This window comes from Teichococcus oryzae, assembly GCF_008386565.1.
In the GTDB taxonomy this organism is placed as follows: domain Bacteria; phylum Pseudomonadota; class Alphaproteobacteria; order Acetobacterales; family Acetobacteraceae; genus Pseudoroseomonas; species Pseudoroseomonas oryzae.
Map to the genome: position 1 here is coordinate 13,800 of NZ_VUKA01000009.1, position 23,082 is coordinate 36,881.

Consider the following 23,082-nt stretch of genomic DNA (forward strand, 5'->3'; position numbering starts at 1 on the left):
CTCTTCAAACATGCGGCCGCCTTCCCACATCCTGGCGATGCGCCGCCCCGCCGCCGCCATGCTGTTGATCGTCTCCTGCTGCCTGGCAGGGTTGCCTGCCACGGGGCGGGCGGAACCGCTGCGTGCCGTGTATGGCGTGCAGGCGGCAGGAATGCAGGTGATGCGGCTGGAGGTGGTGTTCGACCTTTCGCGGCCCGGCCACTACGCCATTGAATCGCAGACGCGCTTTACCGGTGTCGCCGGATGGTTCGCCAGCGGCGCCTCGACCAGCCGTGTTGATGGCGCCTGGCAGGATGGACGCGCATCGCCTCAGCGCTTTGTCATCGATGGCCTTTGGCGCGGCGAGGCCCGCCGGGTGGTGCTGGATTACCCGCAGGGCGATCCGGTGCTGCGGCAGATCATTCCCGCCGCTGATCCCGACCGGGAGCCGGTGCCGCCGGAATTGCGGCGCAACAGCATCGATTCCCTGAGCGCGCTGGCGCAATTGACCCGCAACCTCGCGGCCACCGGCCGCTGCGAGGGGCGCGCCGCCGTGTTCGACGGGCGCCGCTCGGCGGAGTTCGTGGCGCGGACCGCGGGGCGCGACATCCTGGCCCCCTGGCGCAACGCTTGGCATGGGGAGGCGCTGCGCTGCGGCTTCATCGGCCGGCAGACAGGGGGCTTCCGCCGCGATGATGACGAGAATACGCGCCAGGTGCAGGAAGGCTTCGCCTGGATGGCGCGGCCGGCGCCCGGCGCCCCGTTTCTGCCGGTGCGGGTGCAGATGCCGGGGCGCTGGCTGGGAATGCTGACGGGCTATCTGCTGGAAGTGAACGGAACGCCGGCCAATGCCGCATCCAGCAATTCCGGCAATTCGTCAGGCCGGCTCGCGGTCGGCGCCGAGCCGGCCATGTCCGGCAACCCATAGCCCCAGCCGCAGAAGATCGCGGGCAGCCCGGCCGCGGTGCCCGAAGCCACGTCATTGTGGTGGTCCCCCACCATGACCGCCCGCGCGGCGTCGCCGCCCGCCGCCTGAAGCGTCGCCAGCACATGCGCCGGGTCCGGCTTGCGCACCGGAAAGCTGTCGCCGCCGCCAAGCGCCGCGAAGCGCTCCATCAGCCCCAGCGCTTCCAGCAGCAGCCGCGCTGCGCGTTCCGGCTTGTTGGTGCAGACCGCCATCCGCCAGCCCGCGGCTTCCAGCCGGTCCAGCACCTGGGGGATGCCGGGGAAGGGGCGGGTCTGCACGGCGGCATGGGCCTCGTAATCCGCCAGGAAGGCCGGCAGCGCCGTGGGGTCGGCCGGCAGGCCGCGCGCGGCGAAGGCGCGCTGCAACAGCATCGGCACGCCATCGCCGATGAAGCGCGTCACCTCCTCCAGGGTGAAGGGGGGCTGGCCGCGCGCGTCCATCAGCCGGTCCAGCGCGGCGCGGATGTCGGGGCGGCTGTCCACCAGGGTGCCGTCCAGGTCGAAGATCACGGTGGGTTGCATGGCCAGACGGCATGCCATGTTTCGCGCGGCAATGCGATGTGACGCGTGAAGATGCGGGGCAAGCCTTGCCGGACCGGGGCCATCCCCGGCACAAGCGTCGCATGTCAACCGCCGCCATCCTGCTTGCCGCCGGCCTCGGTACCCGCATGAAGAGCCGCCTGCCCAAGGCGCTGCATCCGATCGCCGGCCGCCCGATGCTGAATCATCTGATCGCCTCCTGCGAAGGGGTGTTCGACCGCATCGTGGTGGTCGCCGGCCCCGACATGCCGGCGCTGGAGCGCGCCGCCGCGCCGCATGCCACCGTGGTGCAGCGGGAGCGCCTGGGGACCGGGCACGCGGCCCTGCAGGCCGCGCCGCTGCTGGAAGGCTTCGACGGCGATGTCGCCGTGCTCTACGCGGACAATCCGCTGATCACCCCGGAAACGCTTCGCCGGCTGCTGGGCGCCCGGAAGGAAGCGGGCCTCGCCCTGCTGGCCATGCGGCCCGCCGATCCGGCCCGGTATGGGCGGGTGCTGCAGGATGCGGCGGGCCATGTCACCCGCATCGTCGAATATGCCGATGCCGACGAGGCCGAGCGCGCGGTCGGCCTGTGCAATGCCGGCGTGTTGTGTGCCCCCGCCGCCGAGCTGTTCGGCTGGCTGCGCCAGGTCCGCAACAACAACCGCGCCGGCGAGTATTACCTGCCTGACGTGGTGCCGCTGGCCGTCGCCGCTGGCCGCTCGGTGGTCGCGGTGGAAGCGCCGGAAGCCGAGCTGCGCGGCATCAACAGCCGCATCGAGCTGGCCGGGGCCGAGGCCGAGCTGCAGGCCCGGCTGCGCCACGACGCCATGGCCAATGGCGCCACGCTGATCCGCCCGGAAAGCGTCACCTTCAGCCATGACACGCGGCTGGGCCAGGATGTGGTGGTCGGCCCCGACGTCGTGTTCGGCCCTGGCGTCACGGTGGAGGACGGCGTCGAGATCCGGGCCTTCTCGCATCTGGAAGGCTGCGTGGTGCGCCAGGGCGCCGTGATCGGCCCCTTTGCCCGGCTGCGCCCCGGCGCCGAGATCGGCCCGCATGCCCATGTCGGCAATTTCGTCGAGCTGAAGAACGCCGTGCTGGGGGAGGGGGCGAAAGCCAACCACCTGGCCTATCTCGGCGATGCCAGCATCGGCGCCGGCAGCAACATCGGCGCGGGCACCATCACCTGCAACTATGACGGCTTCAGCAAGCACCGGACCGAGATCGGGCAGGGCGTGTTTGTCGGCTCCAACTCCACCCTGGTGGCGCCGCTGCGGCTGGGGGACGGTTCCTTCACCGCAGCCGGGTCCACCATCACCCGCGACGTGGCGCCCGATGCGCTGGCCTTCGGGCGGGTGCGCGCCACCGAGAAGCCGGGCCTGGCCGCGGCGTTCCGCGCCGCCCGCTCCAAGGAGAAGAAGTAGGATGTGCGGCATCGTCGGATTGGTGGGCCGTGAGGCCGCCTCGCCGCGCCTGCTGGAGGCGCTGCGGCGGCTCGAATATCGCGGCTATGACAGCGCCGGCATCGCCACCCTGGTGAACGGGCATATCGAGCGGCGCCGGGCCGAGGGCAAGCTGCGCAACCTGGCCGACGTGCTGGAGCGCCAGCCGCTGGCTGGCACCACCGGCATCGGGCACACGCGCTGGGCCACGCATGGCGCGCCCACCGAGCGCAACGCCCACCCGCACGGCACCGCCCGCGTGTCGGTCGTGCATAACGGAATCATCGAGAACTATGCCGAGCTGCGCGCCGAACTGGAAAGCCAGGGCGTGGGGTTCGAGACGGAAACCGACACCGAGACGGTGGCCAAGCTGCTGGACCATCTGCTGGCCCAGGGCGCCACGCCGGAACAGGCGGTGTCCGCCACGCTGAAGAAGATCCACGGCGCCTTCGGGCTGGCGATGATCTTCGCCGGCCATGGACGCAAGCTGATCGCCGCCCGCCAGGGCAGCCCGCTGGCCGTCGGCTATGGCGAGGGCGAGATGTTCGTGGGTTCCGACGCGCTGGCGCTGTCCCCGATGACCCGCCGGATCGCCTACCTGGAGGAAGGCGACTGGGTGGTGCTCTCGGATTCGGAGGCGCGGTTCTTCGACGCCGAGGACCGGCCGGTCAGCCGCGAGGTGAAGCTGACCGCCTATTCCGGCGCCGCGGTGGGCAAGGGCAATTACCGGCATTTCATGGAGAAGGAACTTCATGAGCATCCGGTGGTGCTGGGCGACACGCTGCGCCAGCACATCGACCCGGCGACGCGGGCGGTGGCGCTGCCGCCGCTGCCCTTCGACCCGGCGGCGGTGCCGAAGATCACCTTCTCCGCCTGCGGCTCCGCCTATCTGGCGGCGCAGGTGGGGCGCTACTGGATCGAGCAGGTGGCACGCATCCCGGTGGATTCGGATGTCGCCAGCGAGTTGCGCTACCGCGACCCGCCGCTGCCCGAAGGCGGCGCGGCACTGCTGGTCAGCCAGTCCGGCGAGACGGCCGACACGCTGGCGGCGCTGCGCCTGCTGCGCAAGCGGGGTCAGCACGTGCTGTCGGTGGTGAATGTCGCCGAAAGCACCATGGACCGCGAAAGCGACGGCACGCTGCTGACCATCGCGGGGCCGGAGATCGGCGTCGCCTCCACCAAGGCCTTCACCGCACAACTCGCGGTGCTGGCGGCGCTGGCGCTGGGCTTCGGCCGCGCCCGCGGCACCTTGTCCGCGGCGGAGGAAGCGCGGCTGACCGCCGCCCTTCTGGAAGTGCCGGGCCATGCCGCCACCCTGCTGGAAGGCGGCGAGGAGATCCAGGCCCTGGCTGCGGAGGTGGCGCTGGCGCGGGATGTGCTGTTCCTCGGCCGTGGCTCCCTTTACCCGATCGCGCTGGAAGGCGCGCTGAAGCTGAAGGAGCTGAGCTACATCCATGCCGAGGGCTACGCCGCCGGGGAGATGAAGCACGGGCCGATCGCGCTGATCGACCAGGATGTGCCGGTGATCGCCCTTTGCCCTTCCGGCCCACTTTTCGAGAAAACGGCGTCCAACCTTCAGGAAGCGGCGGCGCGCGGCGGGCGCATCATGGCCTTCACCGACGCGGCGGGCGCGCCGGCCCTCCGTCGCTTCGCCGAGCGTGTGGTGACGCTGCCCACCGTCGATCCCTTCGTGGCGCCGATCCTGCACGCCATTCCGGTGCAACTGCTGGCCTATCACGTGGCCGTGCTGAAAGGGACGGACGTCGATCAGCCGCGCAACCTGGCGAAGGCCGTGACGGTGGAATAAGCGGCACGGTGCCGGCGCCTGGGCGGTGCCATGGCCGCCGATCATGGAATGGCGGCCCCGGCCTCGGTATCCGGGCCGCCATCGTGGTTGCGCAATCGGGCCTGCGCAGGGATGCCAGCCTGCGCCGCATCCGCCGCGCCACTCACCCGTGGCGGGACGCTAGAACCGGCCTGTCAGCATCATGATCAGCAACACGATCAGGATCAGGCCCAGCACGCCGGACGGGCCGTAGCCCCAGCCCCGGCTGTAGCCCCAGCTCGGCAGGGCGCCGATCAGCAGCAGGATCACCAGGATCAGGAGGATTGTGCTCATGGCGGTCTCCTTTCGGCAGCTTCGCGCGCCTGCCGTGGCGCTGGCGGCACCGGGTTGCGCCGTCCTCAAGCGGCAACGCTGCCATGGCATTTCCGTTGCGGCGCCTGCTCAGCACGGCCTCGGGAGCCGGGCTGACACCGGGCCGGGTCGCGCCTAGTCTTTGTGCCGCCACGAAGTGCCACGCCGCCGAAGGCGGGCGAATGAGGAAGGTGCCAACATGCTCGACACTGTTGCCAAGCTGCCGTTGAAGGACCCCGACCTGCTGCGCCAGGCCAACCTGATCAACGGGGAATGGGTGAAGGCCGACAGCGGCAAGACCCTGGAGGTGCGCAACCCCGCCACCGGCGAGCTGGTCGGCACCGTGCCCGCCATGGGCGCGGCCGAGACGCGCCGCGCCATCGAGGCCGCCAACGCCGCCTGGCCCGCCTGGCGCGCGATGCTGGCCAATGAGCGCGCCGCCATCCTGAAGAAGCTGGCGGCGCTGATGCTGGCCAACACGGATGACTTGGCCGCCATCATGACCGCCGAGCAAGGCAAGCCCCTGACGGAGTCGAAGGGGGAGGTCGCTTATTCAGCTTCCTTCATCGAATGGTTCGCCGAGGAAGCCCGGCGGGTGAATGGGGAGACCATTCCGCAGAACGCCAAGGGCCGCCGCATCCTGGTGACCAAGGAGCCGGTAGGCGTGTTCGCCGCCATCACGCCCTGGAACTTCCCTTCCGCCATGATCACCCGCAAGGCCGGCCCTGGCTGGGCGGCGGGCTGCACCGGGGTGATCCGCCCGGCCTCGCAGACGCCGTTCTCGGCGCTGGCCATCGGCGTGCTGGCGGAGCGCGCGGGCATGCCGAAGGGCGTGTGCAACATCATCACCGGCCCGTCCTCCGGCACCGGCAAGGAGCTGACCGGCAACCCGCTGGTGCGCAAGCTGAGCTTCACCGGCTCCACCGAGGTTGGCCGCGTGCTGCTGGCGCAATGCGCCGAGACCATCAAGAAGACCTCGATGGAGCTGGGCGGCAACGCGCCCTTCATTGTCTTCGATGACGCCGATCTCGACGAGGCGGTGAAGGGCGCCATGGCGTCGAAGTACCGCAACACCGGGCAGACCTGCGTCTGCGCCAACCGCATCCTGGTGCAGGAAGGCGTGTATGAGGCGTTCAGCCAGAAGCTGAAGGCCGCGGTCGAGGGGCTGAAGGTCGGCAACGGGATGGATGAGGGCGTCACCCAGGGTCCGCTGATCAACGCCGACGCGGTGAAGAAGGTGGAGGCGCACATCGCCGATGCCCTGTCCAAGGGCGCCAGCGTCGTCACCGGCGGCAAGCCGCATGGCAATGGCGGCAATTTCTTCCAGCCCACCGTGCTGGCCAATGTGCCGCATGACGCCGTGATCTTCCGCGAGGAAACCTTCGGCCCCGTCGCGCCGCTGTTCCGCTTCAAGACGGAGGAGGAGGCCATCAGGCTGGCCAACGACACCGAGTTCGGCCTCGCCGCCTATTTCTATTCGCGCGATGTGGGCCGCATCTTCCGCGTGGCCGAGGCGCTCGAATACGGCATCATCGGCATCAACGAGGGCATCATCTCGACCGCCGAGGCGCCGTTCGGCGGCTTCAAGCAATCCGGCCTCGGCCGCGAGGGCAGCAGCCACGGCATCGAGGAATACCTGGAGACCAAGTACCTGGCGCTGGGTGGCATCGGCGGCTAAGGCCGCCATGCTGGGTGGGCGGCCGTGGCTTGACGCGGGGCCGCGGCCGGCCCTTCTTGCCCGCACCAGATGCAGCAGCGGAGGGGCGCCCGCCCGATGAGCCAGTACGATTTCGACCTTTTCGTCATTGGCGGCGGCTCCGGCGGCGTGCGCTGCGCCCGCATCGCCGCCGGCCATGGCGCGCGGGTCGGCGTCGCCGAGGAACGCTTCTGGGGCGGCACCTGCGTCAATGTCGGCTGTGTGCCCAAGAAGATCATGGTGCACGCCGCGGAATACGGGCAATGGGCGCGCGAGGCACCGGCCTTCGGCTGGACCGGGATGCGGGCCGGGGAGCATGACTGGCCGGCCCTGGTCGCGGCCCGCGATGCCGAGGTGCGGCGCCTTTCCGGCATCTATGACCGCTTGCTGGGCAATGCCGGGGCGCAGGCCTTCAACGCCCGCGCCACCTTCATCGACCCGCACACCCTGGATGTCGGTGGCCGGCGCGTCACCGCCGGGCGCATCGTCATCGCCGTGGGCGGCCGCCCGATCCGGCCGGAGATCCCCGGATGCGAGCTTGGCCTTGTCTCCGACGACCTGTTCGAGCTGAAGGAGCTGCCGCGCCAGATCACCGTGGTCGGCAGCGGCTACATCGCGCTGGAATTCGCCTGCCTGCTGCGTGGCCTGGGGTCCGAGGTGGATCTGGTCTACCGCCAGGCCCTGCCGCTGCGCGGCATGGATGGCGAGCTGCGCGAGGCGATGGCGGAGGCGCTGACCAGCCAGGGCATCCGCCTGCATCCGGGCGAAACGCTGGCCCGGCTGGAACGCGTGGGGGACGGGGTGGCGTTGACCACCGGCTCCGGCAGGACCCTGCCATCGGGCCAGGTGATCTTCGCCACGGGCCGCGTGCCGCATACCGAGGGGCTGGGGCTGGAACGGGCCGGCATCACGCCTGGCCGCTCCGGCTGCGTGCCGGTCACGGTGCAGCAAGCCACCGAGCAGCCGCACATCTTCGCGGTGGGTGACGTCACCGACCAGCTGAACCTGACCCCGGTGGCGACGGCGGTGGGCCACGCCCTGGCCGACACCCTGTTCGGCAACAAGCCGCGCGTGGCGAGCTTCCTGAACGTGCCGACAGCCGTGTTCACCTCGCCCCCCGCCGCCATGGTCGGGCTGACCGAGGAGGTGGCGGCGCAGGAAGGGCCGGTGGAGATCTATTCCGCCCGCTTCACGCCGATGCGCCACACCATCAGCAAGCAGCCGCGCAAGACCTTCATGAAGCTGGTTGTGTCCGCGCGGACGCGGCGCGTGCTGGGCGCCCACATGCTGGGCGAGGATGCCGCCGAGATCATGCAGGGCATCGCGGTGGCGATCGTTGCCGGCGCCACCAAGGAGGATTTCGACAGCACCATCGGCATCCACCCGACGGCGGCCGAGGAATTCGTCACGCTGCGGACAATGACGCGCCGCGTCGGCTGATGGGGCCGTTGCTGCGCCTCAGCATCTTCCTGTCCCGGCTGGTGCGGAACCCGCCCCCGCGCCGCGTCGCCCTGGTGATGCTGACGGCGCTGGTTCTGGCCGTGGGACTGGTGGTGGTCGAGCGGACCATCGGCTGGCCCGAGGCGCTGCGGGCCGACAAGGTGCCGATGCGGCGGCTGGGTTCCTAGTGCCCGCCCGCGAAGCTCGCGGGTTCACCCAGGAACGCAGCGGACCGGAAGGCCACCGGAAGCAACGCGGCTGTTCTGACCCCGAGGGCCGAAGGACTTCGAGATCAGGATATTGGAGCGGTTTCAGTCCGCCTGATCAGGCCGGCCTCAGCCCTGTGCCCAGGGCGTCGGCGGGTCCTCTGCCACGGGGCGGCCGCGCCGCATGCGGCCGCGCGACAATTCCGTGACCACGCCGTGCAGGGTGCGCAACTCCTGCTCCGTCACCTCGCCGCGCTGGAACCAGTGGCGCAGGTTGCGCACCATGCCCGGCCGCTTGGGCAGGTTGTCGAGGAAGCCGCAGGCGTCCAGCTCGGCGGTCAGGCGGTTGAGGAAGCCTTCCAACTCACCCTTGGTCGCGACATGCGTCTCGTTGGTCATGAGCTGACGGGGCGGCGTCTGGTCCTCGGCGGCGTTCCACCATTCATAGGCCAGGATCATCACCGCCTGCGCCAGGTTCAGCGACATGTGGGCCGGGTTCAGCGGGTAGCGCACCAGCGTATCCGCATGGGCCATGTCGTCATTCTCCAGCCCGGCGCGCTCGGGGCCGAACAGGATGGCGGAACGCAGGCCACGGCCGCGGCAGATCTCCACCAGGTCCTCGGCCGCCGCGCGCGCGGTGCGCAGTGGGGTCACGATGTGGCGCGGCCGGGGGCAGGTGGCGAAGACGCGATGGCAATCGGCCACCGCATCGGCCACCGTCTCGTGCACCGTGGCGGCGTCCAGGATGCGGTCGGCGCCGGAGGAAGCATACCAGGCGCGCTCCAGCGGCCAGCCATCGCGCGGCGCCACCAGCCGCAGGTGGAACAGCCCGCCATTGGCCATGGCGCGCGCGGCGGTGCCTATGTTCTCGGCCAACTGCGGGCGCACCAGCACGACGATCGGGCTTTCGCCGGGCAGGGGCTTCAGGTCGGCGCCACCATCGCGGCCGGTCATGGGCAGAGTTCCTCGGGGATCTGGAAGCTGGCGGGGACGCGCCCCCGATAGCCGCCCCCGAGGCGCCAGGGAAGGGCTAGGGAAGGGCCAGGGGAGGGGCCGGCTCAGCGGCCCTGGTTGAGGTAGCTCCGCAGCACCGCGATCTCCTTCTGCTGCGCGTCGATGATCTCCTGCGCCATTTCCCGCAGCACCGGGTCCTTGCCGTGCTGGAGCTGGATGCGCGCCATCTCGATGGCGCCCTGGTGGTGCGGGATCATGGCGGCGGCGAAATCGCGGTCGGGGTCGCCCGTGTAGGGAATATCCATCGCCTTGTGCATCCGTTCGGACGCCGCCCGCATCTCCGCGACAGCCGGGCCGGAAGGCTGACCAGAGGACTGACCGGAGGACTGGCCGGAGGCGGCGCCGCTCTCGGCGTGCCGCGCGCCGGAGTGCTGGGCGCCGGAGTGCTGGGCGAATACCGCGCCCGGCAGGGCCAGCGCGAATGCGGACACCAGGGCGAGACGGCGGAGGCAGTGTGTCATAGGGTTCTCGTGAGGCTGGATCGTGTCGGGCCGCGCCGTGACAGGGCGGGCTGGCCGGGATGGCATCATTGCCCCGTGGCAAGGCAAGGGCGGAAACGCTCTGTCACAGCATCGGCCCTGGCGAGGCCGGCATCATGCCCCAGATGCATGCAGATTTCTAACCGGAGCGCCCATGCCTTCCAGCAGGCCCGCCTTTCATCCGCCCTGGCGGGATCGTCAGGGCCGGTTCTCCCCGCTGAAGCTGGCGGTGCTGCTGGCATGCTGCCTGCCGGCCCTGATGCTGGCCTGGCGTGCGGCGCAGGGCGAACTGGGCGGGCGGCCGGTGATGGAGGCCATCCACGCCACCGGCCTGTGGGCGATCCGCATCCTGCTGCTGTCCCTGCTGGTCACGCCCTTGCGGCAGATGCTGCGCTGGCCGCGAGCCATGCTGGTGCGCCGCATGCTGGGGCTTGCGGCCCTGTTCTATGCGCTGGCGCATCTGCTGCTGTTCATGGTGGACCTGAAATGGGACCTGATGCGCGTCGCCTCGGAGATCGTGCTGCGCGTGTACCTGGCCATCGGCTTCACCGCGCTGCTGGGGCTGGTCGTGCTGGGGATCACCTCCACCGATGGCTGGGTGCGGCGCCTGGGCGGGCGGCGCTGGCAGGCGCTGCACCGCGCCGCCTATGGCATCGCCGTGCTCGGGCTGGTGCATTTCACCCTGCAAACCAAGCTCGACGTGACCGAGGCGATGCTGACGGCCGGGCTGTTCCTGTGGCTGATGGGCTATCGCCTGCTGGCGCCCAAAGGGGGCGCCCCGGCCCCACGGCGGCTGCTGGCGCTGGCGCCCCTGGCGGCGCTGGGCACGGCGCTGCTGGAGGCCGGCTGGTACGGGCTGGCGACGGGCGTGCCGTTCTGGCCCGTGCTGATGGCCAATCTGGACATCGCCTTCGGCTTCCGGCCAGCCCTGTGGGTGGGGCTGGCCGGGCTGGGCATGGCCATGCTGGGCCTGGCGGGGCGGTGGCGCGGCGCGGCGGCGCCGGTGCTTCGCCGCCAGCCGGGATAGGTCAGGCGCGCCGCCAGGTGGTGCCGCTCGGGCCGTCCTCCAGCACGATGCCCTGGGCGGTCAGCTCAGCGCGGATGCGGTCGGCCTCGGCCCAGTTCCGGGCGGCACGGGCGGCGAGGCGCGCGGCGATGGCGGCCTCAATGGCCGCGCCATCATCGGCGCCGCCCTGGCGCCATGTGCGCGGATCGGCGGACAGCAGGCCCAGCACTCCCGCCGCCTGCCGCAGCGCCGCCGCGGCCTGGCCGGAGGCAGGCTGCCAGTTGCGGCCGACGCGGCTGAGGACCGCGGTGGCCGATCCGCCCACGGTCGCCACATTCTCCAGCGTCCGCAGATCGCGCAGCCGCGCCACAGCGAGCGGCGTGTTGAGGTCGTCGGCCACTGGCTCCAGCGCCCATTCGGCCATCTCGGCCACGAGGGGATCGTCCTCCTCCGGCTCCGGCAGGCCGCGCGTCAGCAGCGCGTAGAAGTCGTCCAGTTCGCCGCGTGCTTCGTGCAGGCGATCCAGCGTGTAGTCGATGGCGCTGCGGTAATGCGTCTTCAGCAACAACAGGCGGAAGGCCTCGCCAGCCCAGGGTCCGTTGGCCAGCAGGTCGCGCAAAGTGAGGAAGTTGCCGAGGGATTTCGACATCTTCTCCCCGTTCACCAGCACCATGCCATTGTGCATCCAGGTGCGGGCGAAGCGGCTGCCGGGGAAGGCGCAGACGGATTGCGCCAGCTCGTTCTCATGATGCGGGAACAGCAGGTCATGCCCGCCCCCATGGATGTCGAAATCGGTGCCCAGGTAGCGCCATGCCATGGCCGAGCATTCGATGTGCCAGCCTGGCCGGCCACGGCCCCAGGGACTGTCCCAGCCCGGCAGGTCATCCCCGGAGGGCTTCCACAAAACAAAATCACCGGGGTCGCGCTTGTAGGGAGCCACCTCGATCCGGGCTCCCGCCAGCATCTCCTCCGTGGAACGGCCGGAAAGCCTGCCGTAATCGGCATAGCTGTTGACGGCGAACAGCACGTGCCCGTCGGCGGCATAGGCGTGGCCATTGGCGATCAGCCGCTCGATCAGGGTGATCATGCGGTCGATATTGCCGGTGGCGCGGGGCTCCTCATCCGGCGGCAGGCAGTTCAACGCCGCCATGTCGGCATGGAAATCCGCCGTGGTGCGGGCGGTGATGGCGGCGATCGGCTCCCCGCTCTCCTGCGAGCGCGCGTTGATCTTGTCGTCCACGTCCGTGATGTTGCGGACATAGGTGACGCGCGGGAAGCGCCGACGCAGCAGCCGCGCCAGCACGTCGAACACCACCACGGGCCGTGCGTTGCCCAGATGCGCCAGATCGTAGACGGTCGGCCCGCACACATAGAGGCGCACATGCTGCGGGTCGATCGGGGCGAAGATCTCCCTTTGCCGCGTGGCACTGTTGTGGAAGGCCAGTTCGGTCATCAATCTGCCTTGCATGGGCAATCCGGCCGGGCGGGATTGCCGGGGCGGGAAAGGGGCGGTGGTGTGCCAGATCGACGGCCCGCGTCAACCATTTCGAGCCTGCGATCGGCGACGTGTGGGGGATGCGGCCACGAAGCCGGCGCCGCGGCGGTGCGCCAGGATGACGAGCGGCCTGAGACTGGGGCCGCCGGGCCTCGGGATCTCCGAACATCGCCCGGAACGCAGCGAAAACAGAAAAGGCCCCTGCAAGAAGCGGGGCCTTCAGGATGCCGGGATCGCGGAGATCCTCAGGCCAATCTTCAATCAGGCAATTTGACGGGCGCGCCCTGGGGGCGCCCGGAGGATCTTACCAGCGGCCGAAGGAACCCAGCGTCAGGGGGTTCCGCTCACCCCAGGAATTCCAGGCCGACTGCGTTTCAGCCGTTTCCGGGCGCAGGGCCTCGTAGCCGGCCGCCTCCTGCGCCAGGTTGGGCTGTGCAATGGTGGTCACGGTGTCGCCCTGGGTCTTCTTCCGCTTGAACATGGTGTTCCCCTTGGCTGCGCTGTTGCCTGCCTCAATTGGGACTGAACTTGCCACATTTCAGCCCTAATGCCAGCGCTGAAACACATTTCAGCCGTATTTTTCGCGCACCAATGCGTGAGTTCTACTTACGGTAAGCCTTTCATCTGATTGTTTTGGGAAGATTTTTTTTGCAATTCCTGCCGCTGACTCTCTGAGCGGATGCCGCCACAATAAAGCCGCCGCCAGGACAAGATGCTGCACGAATCGCACGATCGGCCTGATCGAGGCCGCGGCACAGGCGAGAGAATCCTCCCTTCTGCCGGCGGCCTCCCCGATCATCGGCAACAGGCGCTGTTCCAGGGAGAAGTCCCAGGGGCGGAGCCTGGCATTGACCCGGCTGGGCGGCGCACTACCCTGGCAGGGCTCGACGGACCGCCCCATGGTGAACCGACTTCCCAAGCTCGATCGCATCGATCTCCGGATCCTGGCGCAGGTGCAGCGTCATGGGCGCATCACCAATGTGGAGCTGGCCGAAGCGGTCGGATTGTCGGCGAGCCCATGTCTCATGCGTCTGAAGCGCCTGGAGAAGGCGGGCTACATCGCCGGCTATGGGGCGCAGATCCGGCTCAACAAGCTGGGCGACGTCCTGACCGTGTTCACCGAAGTGACCCTGGCGGATCATCGCAGCCACGACTTCCAGCGTTTCGAGGCCCGCATCCGGACTGTTGAGGAAGTGCTGGAATGCCATCTCGTCAGCGGCGGCTATGATTATCTTCTGAAGTTCATGACCCGCGGCATCCAGCACTACCAGGACACGATCGAGATGCTGCTGGCCCAAAACATCGGCATCGAGAAATACTTCAGCTACGTCGTTATCAAGACCGTGTTCGCGCACCAGAATTATCCGCTGGAGCGCTTCTTTCCGCCGCAGGATCAGGCGACCGGGGAGAGCTGAACGGGCTTCTCGGCGGACGAGCCGAGGAACACGGAGGTCCAGGCCATGGAACGGCCAAGCCTGCCGATCATCATGGCCCGGATGGCATGCCATCGTCAGGTCGGACATCTGGCGCGGCGCCGCAGATCCCGCCATCATCCATGGCCATATTGTCCACCATCCCGGGCCCCTCCTGTACGGAAGCAACGGGGCCGAGCGTCAGGCCGCCGCGTCCGCGAGGGGGGGCGCCCAGCATCCTGGCGGTCAGCACCTCATCCTCAGCCACCTTGGGGCGAGCGTCTTCAAGGGCGGATTGCCGCCCGGCGGCCGGTGCGTCGATCTGAACGCCATCCGGGCAGTCAGGGCGCGGGAACTGCAGCTTCCGAACGGAACATTTCCGGCCCATGTTCCATCAGAAGTCGGCAGCCTGTCTTGCCGCGCTGTGCTTCCGGGGCGAGGTTGGAACCGCCTCAGCCATGGGGAAGGATCATCCGGCTGGCAACGCAGCTGTGTTGCAGCGGACCGGCTTCGTTCTGCGTTGTGTTTCCGGCTCTTGTCGGGAGGAACCGATGCAGGACGATGAACAGGACCGCATTCGCCAACGCGCCCATGCCATATGGGAGCAGCAAGGCCGTCCGGAGGGCCGCGATGCGGATCATTGGCGGCAGGCAGAGCAGGAGGCAGGCTCGGCCGGGCAGCAGCCGGCCACGGCGCCGGAAGGCGCCTCCTCATCCGCCGGGCTTCCTCTCAATCCCGGAGATGATGCCGCTCCGGGCACCCCGGGAACCGGCGAGGATGTTTGTCCGGAATGCCAGGGCTCCGGTCGCGTCGCGAACGGGGCATGCCGAAAATGCGGTGGAACCGGCATCGTCATCAAGGGAATGGCTGGCGGCTGATCAAAGGGGCGAGTGGCCCATCTGCCTGGAAAACCGGCGGCGACATCTGCGGGAACGGTTGCGCGCCTTCGCCCGCCGATCTTCAGGCACATGCCTGCGGCACCAGTGGATGCCGGCCCGCAAGCAGCATTGGAATTTTGTGGGACCCTGAGGCGCGGACAGTTGATCCGGTCAGGACCAGGCCATGCGTGGCAAGGGCGATATGCAGGAGGACGCTGGCTGGGGAACCTGGATTCGAACCAAGACTGCCCGAGTCAGAGTCGGGAGTTCTACCGTTAAACTATTCCCCAACGGCGTGGGCGGGCAGATAGCATCGCCCTTTTTCCCATGCAAGATGGTGCGGGAGCATTTTCCCAATTCCGTGAAATCGCTTGCCCCTGAGCCGCCATGGCCGGATCATGACAAACCTTCCCGTTGGCACCGCAATCCTGGCGGCCGGTGGGAAGTCCGATCGCCATGTCAGAACGCAAGTACCGCCCTGCCGTCGCCTCTGCATCCCGCAACTCCAGCTCAACCGGCTGCGGCGGCTTCGCGGCCATCGACCTGGGCACCAACAATTGCCGCCTCCTGATCGCCGCGCCGCATCCTGGCGGCGGCTTCCGGGTGCTCGACAGCTACAGCCGCGTGGTCCGGCTGGGGGAAGGCCTGGCGCAGCATGGCCGGCTTTCCGCCGATGCCGCCGAAAGGGCGTTGCTGGCGCTTGAGGCCTGCGCCCAGAAATTGCTGCGCCGGCCGCTCCGGCAGGTTCTCGCCGTGGCAACGGAAGCCTGCCGCCAGGCCAGCAACGGGCCAGCCTTCGTGGCTGAGGCCCGCGCCGCCACCGGCCTGCCGATCCGCATCATCTCGGCGAGGGAGGAGGCGGAACTGGCCATGGAATCCTGCGCGCCGCTGCTGCGCCGCCAGGATCGACGCGCCCTGTTGTTCGACATCGGGGGCGGCAGCACTGAGATTGTCTGGATCCGCCATCTGGGCCATGGCCAGGCGGAGCTGATCGGCTATGTCTCCTTGCCGCTCGGCGTCGTCACCCTGGCGGAGCGGGCCGGGCTGTGCTGCTACACCCGGGAAGGCTTCAACCGGGTGGTGGATGAGGTCGCGGCGGAACTGCTCCGCTTCGATGCCGTGCACAGCATCGGGCGCGAGATCGGCGCGGGCGGAGTGCGGCTGATGGGCACCAGCGGCACCGTCACCACGCTGGCAGGCGTGGCGCTCGAACTGCCGCGCTATTCCCGCAACATGATCGATGGCCGCGTGCTGCAGATCGAGGATGCGGACCAGGCCCTGCGGGACCTGTTCCACCTGGGGCGGAAAGGTTTGCGGGAACATCCCTGCGTGGGCCCCGAGCGGGCGGATTTCGTGCTTCCCGGCTGCGCCATCTATGCCGCCATCCGCCAGGTCTGGCCCTGTTCCTGCGTGACAGTGGCGGATCGCGGCCTGCGGGAGGGCATGCTGCTGCGCATGATGCGGCGGGACCGGGCGCCTTCCCGCCGCAACGCTTCCTTTTCCCCGCCGGCGGCGCACCCGGCATATTGACGGCGGCTTCCACCGCAAGGACCAGCATCGACGTGAAATCCCCGACTGAAGCCGGACGCGGCCTGACCACGCGCCTCCGCACCGCCAAGGGCCGCACCACCGCGAGCCAGAAATGGCTGGAGCGTCAGCTGAACGACCCTTATGTCCGTGCCGCCAAGGCGGCCGGCTGGCGTTCGCGCGCCGCCTTCAAGATCCTGGAACTGGACGAGAAATACCACCTGTTCCGCCCCGGCCAGCGCGTGGTGGACCTTGGCGCGGCTCCGGGCGGCTGGACCCAGGTGGCGGTGCAGCGGGCTGGGGAGCAGGGCAAGGTCGTGGGACTCGACCTGTTGCCGATGGACGTGGTCCCCGGCGCTGCCCTGTTGCAGGGCGATTTCCAGGACGAGGCGGTGGAGCGGGCGGTGCTGGAGGCTTTGGACGGGCCGGCCGACCTCGTGCTCTCGGACATGGCGCCCAACACCACCGGCCACAATGCCACCGACCATCTGCGGATCCTGGGCCTGGTCGAGCTGGCGCTGGACTTCGCGGGCAAGGTGCTGACGCCCGGCGGCGCATTCGTGGCCAAGGTGTTCCAGGGCGGGACCGAGCGCGATCTGCTGAACCGCATGAAGCGGGACTACGCCACGGTACGCCATGCCAAGCCCCCCGCCAGCCGGAAGGACAGCGCGGAGATGTATGTGGTGGCGCAGGGCTTCCGCGGCGCCAACGAACACGGCGGCTGATGGGGCGGGCCGGAAACAGGGCGGAACCGCGCCGTTGTCATGGCCATGACGCTTGCAGCGGAGGCCGAATCTGCGGTAGGGGGACGCGCCAAGGCTGCGGACCGCGCCTCCAGAGTTCCCCCGAAAGGCTCCCGCCATGGCATCCGAACAGACCCTGACCAACGGCCCCGCTGATGGCGGCGCCGCGCCGCGCCGTCCGCTGATCGCCGAGGCCTATGCCTTCGATGACGTGCTGCTGGTGCCGGCCTTCTCCACCGTGCTGCCGAACCAGACGGATACCCGCACCCGCCTGACGCGGGAGATCACCCTGAACATGCCGGTGATCTCCGCCGCCATGGACACGGTGACCGAGGGCAACATGGCGATCGCCATGGCCCAGGCCGGCGGCATCGGCGTGATCCACAAGAACCTTACGGCCGAGGAGCAGGCCGCCGCTGTCCGCCAGGTGAAGAAGTTCGAGAGCGGCATGGTGGTGAACCCTGTCACCATCCACCCCGACCAGACGCTCGCCGAGGCGCAGGCGCTGATGGCCGCGCACCACATCAGCGGCATTCCCGTGGTGGAGGCCGGCTCGAAGCGGCTGGTCGGCATCCTGACCTATCGCGACGTGCGCTTCGCCACCGATCCCAACACCCGCGTCTATGAGCTGATGACGCGGGAGAACCTGGTCACCGTGACCGGCGACGTTTCGGCCGAGAAGGCGCGGTCGCTGCTGCACAAGCACCGCATCGAGAAGCTTCTGGTGGTCGATGACGCTTATCGCTGCACCGGCCTGATCACCGTCAAGGACATGGACAAGGCGCAGGCCAACCCGAACGCCGCCAAGGACGCGATGGGCCGCCTGCGCGCCGCCGCCGCCACCGGCACCGGCGAGGACGGCATCCGCCGCGCCGAGCTGCTGGTCGAGGCGGAGGTGGACGTGATCGTGGTGGACACCGCGCATGGCCATTCGGCCGGGGTGATGAAGTCGGTGGAGCGCATCAAGCGCCTGTCCAACAGCGTGCAGGTGATCGCCGGCAACGTGGCGACGCCGGAAGCCGCCATGGCGCTGGCGGAGGCGGGGGCGGACGCGGTGAAGATCGGCATCGGCCCCGGCTCGATCTGCACCACCCGCATCGTGGCCGGCGTCGGCGTGCCGCAGCTCACCGCCGTGATGGAAAGCGCCGCGGCGGCGCATGAGAAGGGCATCCCGGCCATCGCCGATGGCGGCATCCGTTCCTCCGGCGACATCGCCAAGGCCATCGCGGCCGGCGCCGACACGGTGATGATGGGCAGCATGTTCGCAGGCACGGATGAAGCGCCGGGCGAGGTGTTCCTGTATCAGGGCCGTTCCTACAAGGCTTACCGCGGCATGGGCAGCCTCGGCGCCATGGCGCGCGGCTCGGCCGACCGCTACTTCCAGGCCGAGGTGCAGGACACCCTGAAGTTCGTGCCCGAGGGCATTGAGGGCCGGGTCGGCTACAAGGGGCCGGTCGGCAACGTCATTCACCAGCTGGTCGGCGGCCTGCGCTCCGCCATGGGATACACCGGCAACGCCACCATCGCGGACATGCAGCGCAACTGCACCTTCCGCCGCATCACCGGCGCGGGGCTGCGGGAATCCCATGTGCATGACGTGGCGATCACCCGCGAAGCGCCGAACTACCGGCTGGATGGCTGAACGGCGCCGGGAATGGCCGCCGCCATTCCCGGAAACCCGCTCCCCAGGCCGGGATGCCAGCGCATCGGCCAAGATGATGGTTTCGCCCGGCCGCCTGACGGCGGCAGGGCAGGCCTTTCCTTGAAGGAATTTCCGGCGACATGACACCCTCCGCGCGCATCGCCGCGACGGTGGCGTTGCAGGCGGAGCTGGCTGCCGCGCCGCGCCGCCCCGCCGACGCCATGGCCAATGCCTTTTTCCGCGAACGCCGCTACATCGGCAGCGGCGACCGCCGCGCCATCGCCGAGCGCGGCTGGGGCGTGCTGCGCCAGCGCCTGCGGCTGGACTGGCACCTGGCGCGGCTCGGGCTTCCGCCGACGCCACGCCTGCTGGTCATGGCCTATCTGCTGCTGGTGGAACGCTGGAAGGCCGAGGCCGTGCAGGAAGCCTTTCCGGGCGGCCGCTTCAATGCCGATCCGCCGGACCCGGGCGAGATGGTCGCCATCCGCGCCCTGGCCGGGCGGCCGCTGGCCAGCCCGGACATGCCGGAGGGGCCGCGGCTGAACCTGCCGGAATGGGCGTTGCCGGGCTATCGCGCCCGCTTCGGCGATGCGCTGCCGGCCGCCGCCGCCGCCATGGACGACGCGGCGCCGCTGGACCTGCGGGCCAACCTGCTGCGCGCCACGCGTGAGCAGGCCGCCGATGCCCTGGCCGCTGAGGGTATCGGAACGGAAACCATGGCTTATTCGCCCTGGGGCCTGCGCATCCCGGACCGGCGGCCCATCCTGGCCAGTCGCGCCTTCACTGAGGGATTGGTGGAGATCCAGGATGAAGGCAGCCAGCTGATCGCGCTGCTGACCGGCGCCGCCCCTGGGATGCGCGTGGCCGATTACTGCGCCGGCGCCGCGGGCAAGACGCTGGCGGTGGCGGCCATGATGCGCAATCGTGGCCGTATTACGGCCTGCGACGTATCGGCCACCCGGCTGGAAGGCGCGGTGAAGCGCCTGCGGCGCGCCGGCGTGGACAATGCCGAGCGTCATCTCCTGCAACCGGGCGACCGCTGGGCCAAGCGCCGTGCGGAACAGTTCGACCGTGTGCTGGTGGATGCGCCATGCACGGGTGCAGGAACCTGGAGGCGCAACCCGGACGCGAGATTCCGTACTGAGCAGGCTGATCTGCGCGAGCTGATCACGAAACAGAGCGCGATCCTCGATACTGCGGCCACCCTGGTGCGCCCTGGCGGTAGATTGGTCTACGCTACCTGTTCGGTGCTGCCTGAGGAAAATGGCCGGCAGGTTGAGCAGTTCCTGTCGCGCCATGAGGATTACGTGGCAATGCCGCTGCGGGAGGTCTGGGCGGAGGTCGGTCCCGCCCAGGGTGCCGCCGCCGCGCCGCCTTGCGACGGAGCCTGGCTTGAGCTGGCACCGCATAGCCATGGCACGGATGGCTTCTTCGCCGCCGTGCTGCAACGAAGGGCCTGATTGTCGCCGCGCAAGCACGAGTGTGAACCGGCGGCTCCTCGCTGAACGTCGTAGGGGAAGCGTCGATGATCCGCATCCGTCGTGCCCGTCCCGCCGATGCTTCCGCCATCGCCGCCGTGCATGTGGCGAGCTGGCGCAGCACCTATGCGGGGGTGCTGCCGGATGCCTATCTGGCGAACCTTTCCATTCTGCGAATCGCCGCCGGCTATCATCGGGGCATGATCGAGCGGCGGCATGGCGCGGCCCTCTTTGTCGCCGTTGCGCCCGCCTCGGAAGCGGACGAGGCGCCGCGGATCATCGGCTTCTGTTCCGGCCGCCGCCTGGAGGCTGGGTCGCGCGCGCCGCTGGCGGCGGGGGAGGTCGAAACCCTTTATGTGCTCGATGACTGGCGCGACCGCGGAGTCGGGCGGCGGCTGATGCGGGCGGCGGCGGCGCATCTGTCGGCCATCGGATGCGGCTCCGTGCTGGTCTGGGTGCTCAGCGCCAATCCGTCCCGCTGGTTCTACGAAAGGCTGGGCGGCCGTTGCGTGGCCAACGGTACGGTGTCCGTGGGCGGCCAGGGCGTTGCGCAGACAGCCCTCGTCTGGGACCCGATCGAGCGCCTGTTGCAGGCCACGGCCCGCGCGGATGGCGCCTGAGCGGCGTCCCGGCGCCCGCCGGGGATGTGGCAAAATTGCACCACATGTTTGAAGCTTTTACGCCACAGTCCCACTGCTGATTGACCTTCGCCAACCATCCCGGTTTTGTTGCAAGAAGAAGGGGTTGCGAGGAGTTTCAGCATGGGCCGGCTTCGGTCATGAACACCATCACTCGCGCGCAACTGGCCGAGGCGATCTACGCCCAGGTTGGCCTTTCCCGCAATGAAAGCGCAGCCTTGCTCGAAGATGTGCTGGAGCGGGTGTCCGCCGCGCTGGAAGCGGGGCGGCCGGTGAAGATTTCCGCCTTCGGCACCTTCTCGGTGCGCCAGAAGGGGATGCGCGTCGGCCGCAACCCCAAGACCGGGGTGGAGGTGCCGATCATGCCGCGCCGCGTGCTGTCCTTCCGGCCGAGCCAGGTCCTCAAGGCGCGGCTGAACGGGGAAGCGGTCGGAAGCGAGCATGAGGATTGAGCGGGTGTCGGACGTGCTTCCGTTGCCGCAGTGCCGCCTGAGCCATGGGGGTGCGACCGATGCATGACGATGTGGATGCCCCCGGACGCGTGCGGAAGGCGCCCACCGCGTTCCGGACCATTTCCGAAGTGGCCGAGGATCTGCAGATCCCGCAGCATGTGCTGCGTTTCTGGGAAACCAAGTTCGCGCAGCTGAAGCCGCTCAAGCGGGGTGGCGGCCGGCGTTATTACCGGCCCGAGGATATCGCGCTGCTTCGCCGGATCGGCGACCTGCTCTACACGCAGGGCTACACCATCAAGGGTGTGCAGCGCCTGCTGCGCGACAATGCCGGCGAATTGCCGGAGCAGCAGGACCCGGATGCCGAGATGGAGCTGGACGTGGTGCCGCTGCCGGAAGCCGGCCAAGCCGCGCTGCGGCAGGCGGTGGCCGAGCTGGAAGCCATTGCCGAGGAACTGCGCGCGCTGAGCCGGCGCAAATAAGCCAGGACAACGCCATCGTCAGGGGCTTGAGGGCCCGCGGGCGGGGTGCTATTGCCCCTCGCGTCGGAGCGTAGCGCAGCCTGGTAGCGCATCAGTCTGGGGGACTGGGGGTCGTGGGTTCGAATCCCGCCGCTCCGACCAAGCTTCCGGCCATTCCGCCGAAGCCGCCGCCTTGCTCCCCAGGAGCGGCATGCCAATCTCCCCATTCATTATCGGCGACTATCTGGCATAGACCAGGTTCACGCCCTCGCTGAACGCCTCGTAAGGCACGCCATAGACATGGATCGAGATGGCGGTGCCGCAGCCAAGATTGGCCAGCCGGTGAATGGCACCCGGGTCCGCGCCGCCATGGCTGACATCCCCTTGCCGCAATTGCCGTGCCGATCGCTGCGCAGGATCATCCTGCTCCGTGGCGCGGCCATACTGGATTTCCGTGAGGATGCCCTGATGCACCGCCAGGGCGCACCATGTGCGGTGGGCATGGACAGGGCTCATCTGGCCAGGGCGCCAAACCAGCGCCGCCACCGCGAATCCGCCCGCCGGATCGGAATGCAGCCTGTGCCGCACATAGCGTTCCGCGCTGGAAGGAAGGGAAAGCCGCCCCAGCAGATCCGGCGCGCCGGCGAAGAGCGATAACGCCTCGGCGGTGGCCCTGGGGCGTTCCGCTGGCGGCCGGCGTGCCGCCGCCGCCACATGGCGCAACATGGTGTCCAGGCTGTCCTGGACATGGGTGATCAACATGAGGGCGGCCTCCCGGATGCAACCGGCACGCTGCCGGGGCTTGCCTCAGCCTAAAAAGGAGGGCCCGCGGGTTCTTGCCTGTTTTCGCCCTTTATGAAGCCGAATACGCAAACTCATCCTCATTCTAGCTCCATTGAGGGAATTGAGTTCCGTTTGAAAGGAATGCCTTGCAAATGCCGTCTCTGTTGGCGGCGACGGAACCCGGTTATCCTGTCTCGATCATGAGCAATGCGCTGGATGAGTTTGACCGCCGTATCCTGGCTGCGCTGCAGCGCGATGCCACCCTGCCTATCGCAAAGCTGGCCGAGGAAGCGGGATTGTCGCCGACGCCCTGCTGGCGGCGGGTGCAAAAGCTTGAGCAGGCGGGCATCATCCGCAAGCGGGTGGCGCTGCTGGACCGGCAGAAGCTGGATGTCGGCATCACTGTTTTCATCGCCGTCCGCACCAGCCAGCACAATGCCGCCTGGCTGGAGCGCTTCCGCCGTGCCGTGTCGGATATCCCGGAGATCCTCGACATCTACCGGATGAGCGGCGAGATCGATTACCTGCTGCGGGCCGTGGTGCCGGACATCCAGACCTATGACGCGCTGTACCAGCGGCTGATCGAGCGGATCGAGCTGAACGACGTCACCTCCATGTTCGCCATGGAGGAGATGAAGTCCACCACCGAGATCCCGCTCAACTATGCGGGCCGCTGAAAGCCGCGCGGA

The 23,082-nt window shown here is 68.9% G+C and carries 23 protein-coding genes, 2 tRNA genes and 1 pseudogene; 18 read left to right on the plus strand and 8 right to left on the minus strand.

All coding sequences use genetic code 11. The features are described 5' to 3' along the window. Positions 1–10: 10 nt before the first annotated feature. Complete coding sequence (locus F0Q34_RS15535) at positions 11–907, plus strand: DUF3108 domain-containing protein (RefSeq protein WP_241665515.1); 897 nt, start codon at positions 11–13, stop codon at positions 905–907. Here the strand turns inward: F0Q34_RS15535 and gph are convergent. Next, entirely contained in the window at positions 796–1,467 is a 672-nt protein-coding gene (gene gph, locus F0Q34_RS15540) for a phosphoglycolate phosphatase (protein WP_241665516.1), read from the minus strand. The genes F0Q34_RS15535 and gph overlap by 112 nt on opposite strands. Positions 1,468–1,568: 101 nt before the next feature. Here gph and glmU point away from each other — a divergent pair, with 101 nt between their 5' ends. Both glmU and glmS read left to right on the plus strand, forming a co-directional pair. Beyond that, positions 1,569–2,891 (plus strand): bifunctional UDP-N-acetylglucosamine diphosphorylase/glucosamine-1-phosphate N-acetyltransferase GlmU, encoded by a 1,323-nt coding sequence (glmU, locus tag F0Q34_RS15545; RefSeq protein WP_149813153.1) that lies wholly within the window; start codon positions 1,569–1,571, stop codon positions 2,889–2,891. A gap of 1 nt (position 2,892) precedes the next feature. After that, positions 2,893–4,716 carry a glutamine--fructose-6-phosphate transaminase (isomerizing) gene (gene glmS / locus F0Q34_RS15550; RefSeq protein ID WP_149813155.1) on the plus strand — a complete coding sequence of 608 codons (1,824 nt, stop codon included), beginning with the start codon at positions 2,893–2,895 and terminating at the stop codon, positions 4,714–4,716. Positions 4,717–4,875: 159 nt separating this feature from the next. Here glmS and F0Q34_RS15555 read toward each other — a convergent pair whose 3' ends face one another. Continuing rightward, on the minus strand, positions 4,876–5,028 hold the full coding sequence (locus F0Q34_RS15555; RefSeq protein ID WP_149813156.1) for a DUF3309 family protein: 153 nt from the start codon (positions 5,026–5,028) through the stop codon (positions 4,876–4,878). A 217-nt stretch (positions 5,029–5,245) separates the two neighbouring features. Between F0Q34_RS15555 and F0Q34_RS15560 the strand changes: the two genes are divergently transcribed. The 3 genes from F0Q34_RS15560 to F0Q34_RS15570 all read left to right on the plus strand — a co-directional run bounded on the left by F0Q34_RS15560 (position 5,246) and on the right by F0Q34_RS15570 (position 8,370). Continuing rightward, positions 5,246–6,724 carry an NAD-dependent succinate-semialdehyde dehydrogenase gene (locus tag F0Q34_RS15560; protein WP_149813157.1) on the plus strand — a complete coding sequence of 493 codons (1,479 nt, stop codon included), beginning with the start codon at positions 5,246–5,248 and terminating at the stop codon, positions 6,722–6,724. A 96-nt stretch (positions 6,725–6,820) separates the two neighbouring features. Beyond that, positions 6,821–8,182: a glutathione-disulfide reductase gene (gene gorA / locus F0Q34_RS15565; protein ID WP_149813159.1), complete on the plus strand. Its 1,362-nt coding sequence runs from the start codon at positions 6,821–6,823 to the stop codon at positions 8,180–8,182. Positions 8,183–8,190: 8 nt separating this feature from the next. Continuing rightward, positions 8,191–8,370, plus strand: a complete 180-nt coding sequence (locus F0Q34_RS15570; protein WP_206668047.1) for a hypothetical protein — start codon at positions 8,191–8,193, stop codon at positions 8,368–8,370. Positions 8,371–8,517: 147 nt separating this feature from the next. Here F0Q34_RS15570 and F0Q34_RS15575 read toward each other — a convergent pair whose 3' ends face one another. Together F0Q34_RS15575 and copM are read right to left on the minus strand one after the other, a co-directional pair. Continuing rightward, complete coding sequence (locus tag F0Q34_RS15575) at positions 8,518–9,342, minus strand: RNA methyltransferase (protein WP_149813162.1); 825 nt, start codon at positions 9,340–9,342, stop codon at positions 8,518–8,520. Positions 9,343–9,446: 104 nt separating this feature from the next. Beyond that, the gene (gene copM / locus F0Q34_RS15580) at positions 9,447–9,863 is read right to left on the minus strand and encodes a CopM family metallochaperone (protein WP_149813164.1); all 417 of its coding nucleotides are present in this window, start codon (positions 9,861–9,863) and stop codon (positions 9,447–9,449) included. A gap of 172 nt (positions 9,864–10,035) precedes the next feature. Here copM and F0Q34_RS15585 point away from each other — a divergent pair, with 172 nt between their 5' ends. Beyond that, complete coding sequence (locus F0Q34_RS15585; RefSeq protein ID WP_149813165.1) at positions 10,036–10,908, plus strand: protein-methionine-sulfoxide reductase heme-binding subunit MsrQ; 873 nt, start codon at positions 10,036–10,038, stop codon at positions 10,906–10,908. Position 10,909: 1 nt separating this feature from the next. Here F0Q34_RS15585 and cysS read toward each other — a convergent pair whose 3' ends face one another. After that, positions 10,910–12,340 carry a cysteine--tRNA ligase gene (gene cysS, locus F0Q34_RS15590; protein ID WP_149813166.1) on the minus strand — a complete coding sequence of 477 codons (1,431 nt, stop codon included), beginning with the start codon at positions 12,338–12,340 and terminating at the stop codon, positions 10,910–10,912. Between the two features lie 346 nt (positions 12,341–12,686). Further along, on the minus strand, positions 12,687–12,863 hold the full coding sequence (locus F0Q34_RS21845; protein ID WP_161600897.1) for a hypothetical protein: 177 nt from the start codon (positions 12,861–12,863) through the stop codon (positions 12,687–12,689). A gap of 367 nt (positions 12,864–13,230) precedes the next feature. Here F0Q34_RS21845 and F0Q34_RS15595 point away from each other — a divergent pair, with 367 nt between their 5' ends. Together F0Q34_RS15595 and F0Q34_RS22170 are read left to right on the plus strand one after the other, a co-directional pair. Then, a complete protein-coding gene (locus F0Q34_RS15595) occupies positions 13,231–13,797 on the plus strand; it encodes an Lrp/AsnC family transcriptional regulator (RefSeq protein ID WP_456316246.1) in 567 nt (188 codons plus the stop codon). A gap of 383 nt (positions 13,798–14,180) precedes the next feature. Continuing rightward, positions 14,181–14,672, plus strand: a complete 492-nt coding sequence (locus F0Q34_RS22170) for a DUF2934 domain-containing protein (protein WP_241665517.1) — start codon at positions 14,181–14,183, stop codon at positions 14,670–14,672. Positions 14,673–14,888: 216 nt separating this feature from the next. Here F0Q34_RS22170 and F0Q34_RS15605 read toward each other — a convergent pair. After that, positions 14,889–14,962: transfer RNA gene (locus F0Q34_RS15605), tRNA-Gln, on the minus strand. Between the two features lie 166 nt (positions 14,963–15,128). On the opposite strand from F0Q34_RS15605, the gene F0Q34_RS15610 reads away from it, so the two are divergent. From F0Q34_RS15610 to F0Q34_RS15645, 8 genes and pseudogenes are all read left to right on the plus strand, one after another. Next, the gene (locus tag F0Q34_RS15610; RefSeq protein ID WP_149813167.1) at positions 15,129–16,202 is read left to right on the plus strand and encodes a Ppx/GppA phosphatase family protein; all 1,074 of its coding nucleotides are present in this window, start codon (positions 15,129–15,131) and stop codon (positions 16,200–16,202) included. Positions 16,203–16,234: 32 nt separating this feature from the next. Further along, positions 16,235–16,924, plus strand: coding sequence for an RlmE family RNA methyltransferase (locus F0Q34_RS15615; RefSeq protein WP_149813169.1), 690 nt, complete (start codon positions 16,235–16,237; stop codon positions 16,922–16,924). 136 nt (positions 16,925–17,060) lie between these two features. After that, a complete protein-coding gene (guaB, locus tag F0Q34_RS15620; RefSeq protein WP_241665518.1) occupies positions 17,061–18,584 on the plus strand; it encodes an IMP dehydrogenase in 1,524 nt (507 codons plus the stop codon). 140 nt (positions 18,585–18,724) lie between these two features. Continuing rightward, positions 18,725–20,044, plus strand: a complete 1,320-nt coding sequence (locus tag F0Q34_RS15625; RefSeq protein ID WP_149813171.1) for an RsmB/NOP family class I SAM-dependent RNA methyltransferase — start codon at positions 18,725–18,727, stop codon at positions 20,042–20,044. A 65-nt stretch (positions 20,045–20,109) separates the two neighbouring features. Next, positions 20,110–20,682 (plus strand): GNAT family N-acetyltransferase, encoded by a 573-nt coding sequence (locus F0Q34_RS15630; protein ID WP_149813172.1) that lies wholly within the window; start codon positions 20,110–20,112, stop codon positions 20,680–20,682. 158 nt (positions 20,683–20,840) lie between these two features. After that, on the plus strand, positions 20,841–21,152 hold the full coding sequence (locus F0Q34_RS15635; protein WP_149813174.1) for an integration host factor subunit alpha: 312 nt from the start codon (positions 20,841–20,843) through the stop codon (positions 21,150–21,152). Between the two features lie 95 nt (positions 21,153–21,247). Continuing rightward, a pseudogene (locus tag F0Q34_RS22735) lies at positions 21,248–21,470 on the plus strand (MerR family transcriptional regulator); the annotation flags it as partial. Positions 21,471–21,695: 225 nt separating this feature from the next. After that, positions 21,696–21,772: transfer RNA gene (locus tag F0Q34_RS15645), tRNA-Pro, on the plus strand. A 78-nt stretch (positions 21,773–21,850) separates the two neighbouring features. Here the strand turns inward: F0Q34_RS15645 and F0Q34_RS15650 are convergent. Next, positions 21,851–22,372, minus strand: a complete 522-nt coding sequence (locus F0Q34_RS15650) for a cysteine dioxygenase family protein (RefSeq protein ID WP_149813178.1) — start codon at positions 22,370–22,372, stop codon at positions 21,851–21,853. A gap of 173 nt (positions 22,373–22,545) precedes the next feature. On the opposite strand from F0Q34_RS15650, the gene F0Q34_RS15655 reads away from it, so the two are divergent. Beyond that, complete coding sequence (locus F0Q34_RS15655; protein WP_241665519.1) at positions 22,546–23,070, plus strand: Lrp/AsnC family transcriptional regulator; 525 nt, start codon at positions 22,546–22,548, stop codon at positions 23,068–23,070. Positions 23,071–23,082 lie beyond the last annotated feature (12 nt).

Excerpts from the sequence above, each read along its gene's own strand:
- F0Q34_RS15535 (WP_241665515.1), top strand. The coding sequence starts at position 11 with ATGCGGCCGCCTTCCCACATCCTGGCGATGCGCCGCCCCGCCGCCGCC.
- gph (WP_241665516.1), bottom strand. The coding sequence starts at position 1,467 with ATGCAACCCACCGTGATCTTCGACCTGGACGGCACCCTGGTGGACAGC.
- glmU (WP_149813153.1), top strand. The coding sequence starts at position 1,569 with ATGTCAACCGCCGCCATCCTGCTTGCCGCCGGCCTCGGTACCCGCATG.
- glmS (WP_149813155.1), top strand. The coding sequence starts at position 2,893 with ATGTGCGGCATCGTCGGATTGGTGGGCCGTGAGGCCGCCTCGCCGCGC.
- F0Q34_RS15555 (WP_149813156.1), bottom strand. The coding sequence starts at position 5,028 with ATGAGCACAATCCTCCTGATCCTGGTGATCCTGCTGCTGATCGGCGCC.
- F0Q34_RS15560 (WP_149813157.1), top strand. The coding sequence starts at position 5,246 with ATGCTCGACACTGTTGCCAAGCTGCCGTTGAAGGACCCCGACCTGCTG.
- gorA (WP_149813159.1), top strand. The coding sequence starts at position 6,821 with ATGAGCCAGTACGATTTCGACCTTTTCGTCATTGGCGGCGGCTCCGGC.
- F0Q34_RS15575 (WP_149813162.1), bottom strand. The coding sequence starts at position 9,342 with ATGACCGGCCGCGATGGTGGCGCCGACCTGAAGCCCCTGCCCGGCGAA.
- copM (WP_149813164.1), bottom strand. The coding sequence starts at position 9,863 with ATGACACACTGCCTCCGCCGTCTCGCCCTGGTGTCCGCATTCGCGCTG.
- F0Q34_RS15585 (WP_149813165.1), top strand. The coding sequence starts at position 10,036 with ATGCCTTCCAGCAGGCCCGCCTTTCATCCGCCCTGGCGGGATCGTCAG.
- cysS (WP_149813166.1), bottom strand. The coding sequence starts at position 12,340 with ATGACCGAACTGGCCTTCCACAACAGTGCCACGCGGCAAAGGGAGATC.
- F0Q34_RS21845 (WP_161600897.1), bottom strand. The coding sequence starts at position 12,863 with ATGTTCAAGCGGAAGAAGACCCAGGGCGACACCGTGACCACCATTGCA.
- F0Q34_RS22170 (WP_241665517.1), top strand. The coding sequence starts at position 14,181 with ATGTTCCATCAGAAGTCGGCAGCCTGTCTTGCCGCGCTGTGCTTCCGG.
- F0Q34_RS15610 (WP_149813167.1), top strand. The coding sequence starts at position 15,129 with ATGTCAGAACGCAAGTACCGCCCTGCCGTCGCCTCTGCATCCCGCAAC.
- guaB (WP_241665518.1), top strand. The coding sequence starts at position 17,061 with ATGGCATCCGAACAGACCCTGACCAACGGCCCCGCTGATGGCGGCGCC.
- F0Q34_RS15625 (WP_149813171.1), top strand. The coding sequence starts at position 18,725 with ATGACACCCTCCGCGCGCATCGCCGCGACGGTGGCGTTGCAGGCGGAG.
- F0Q34_RS15630 (WP_149813172.1), top strand. The coding sequence starts at position 20,110 with ATGATCCGCATCCGTCGTGCCCGTCCCGCCGATGCTTCCGCCATCGCC.
- F0Q34_RS15635 (WP_149813174.1), top strand. The coding sequence starts at position 20,841 with ATGAACACCATCACTCGCGCGCAACTGGCCGAGGCGATCTACGCCCAG.
- F0Q34_RS15650 (WP_149813178.1), bottom strand. The coding sequence starts at position 22,372 with ATGTTGATCACCCATGTCCAGGACAGCCTGGACACCATGTTGCGCCAT.
- F0Q34_RS15655 (WP_241665519.1), top strand. The coding sequence starts at position 22,546 with ATGCCGTCTCTGTTGGCGGCGACGGAACCCGGTTATCCTGTCTCGATC.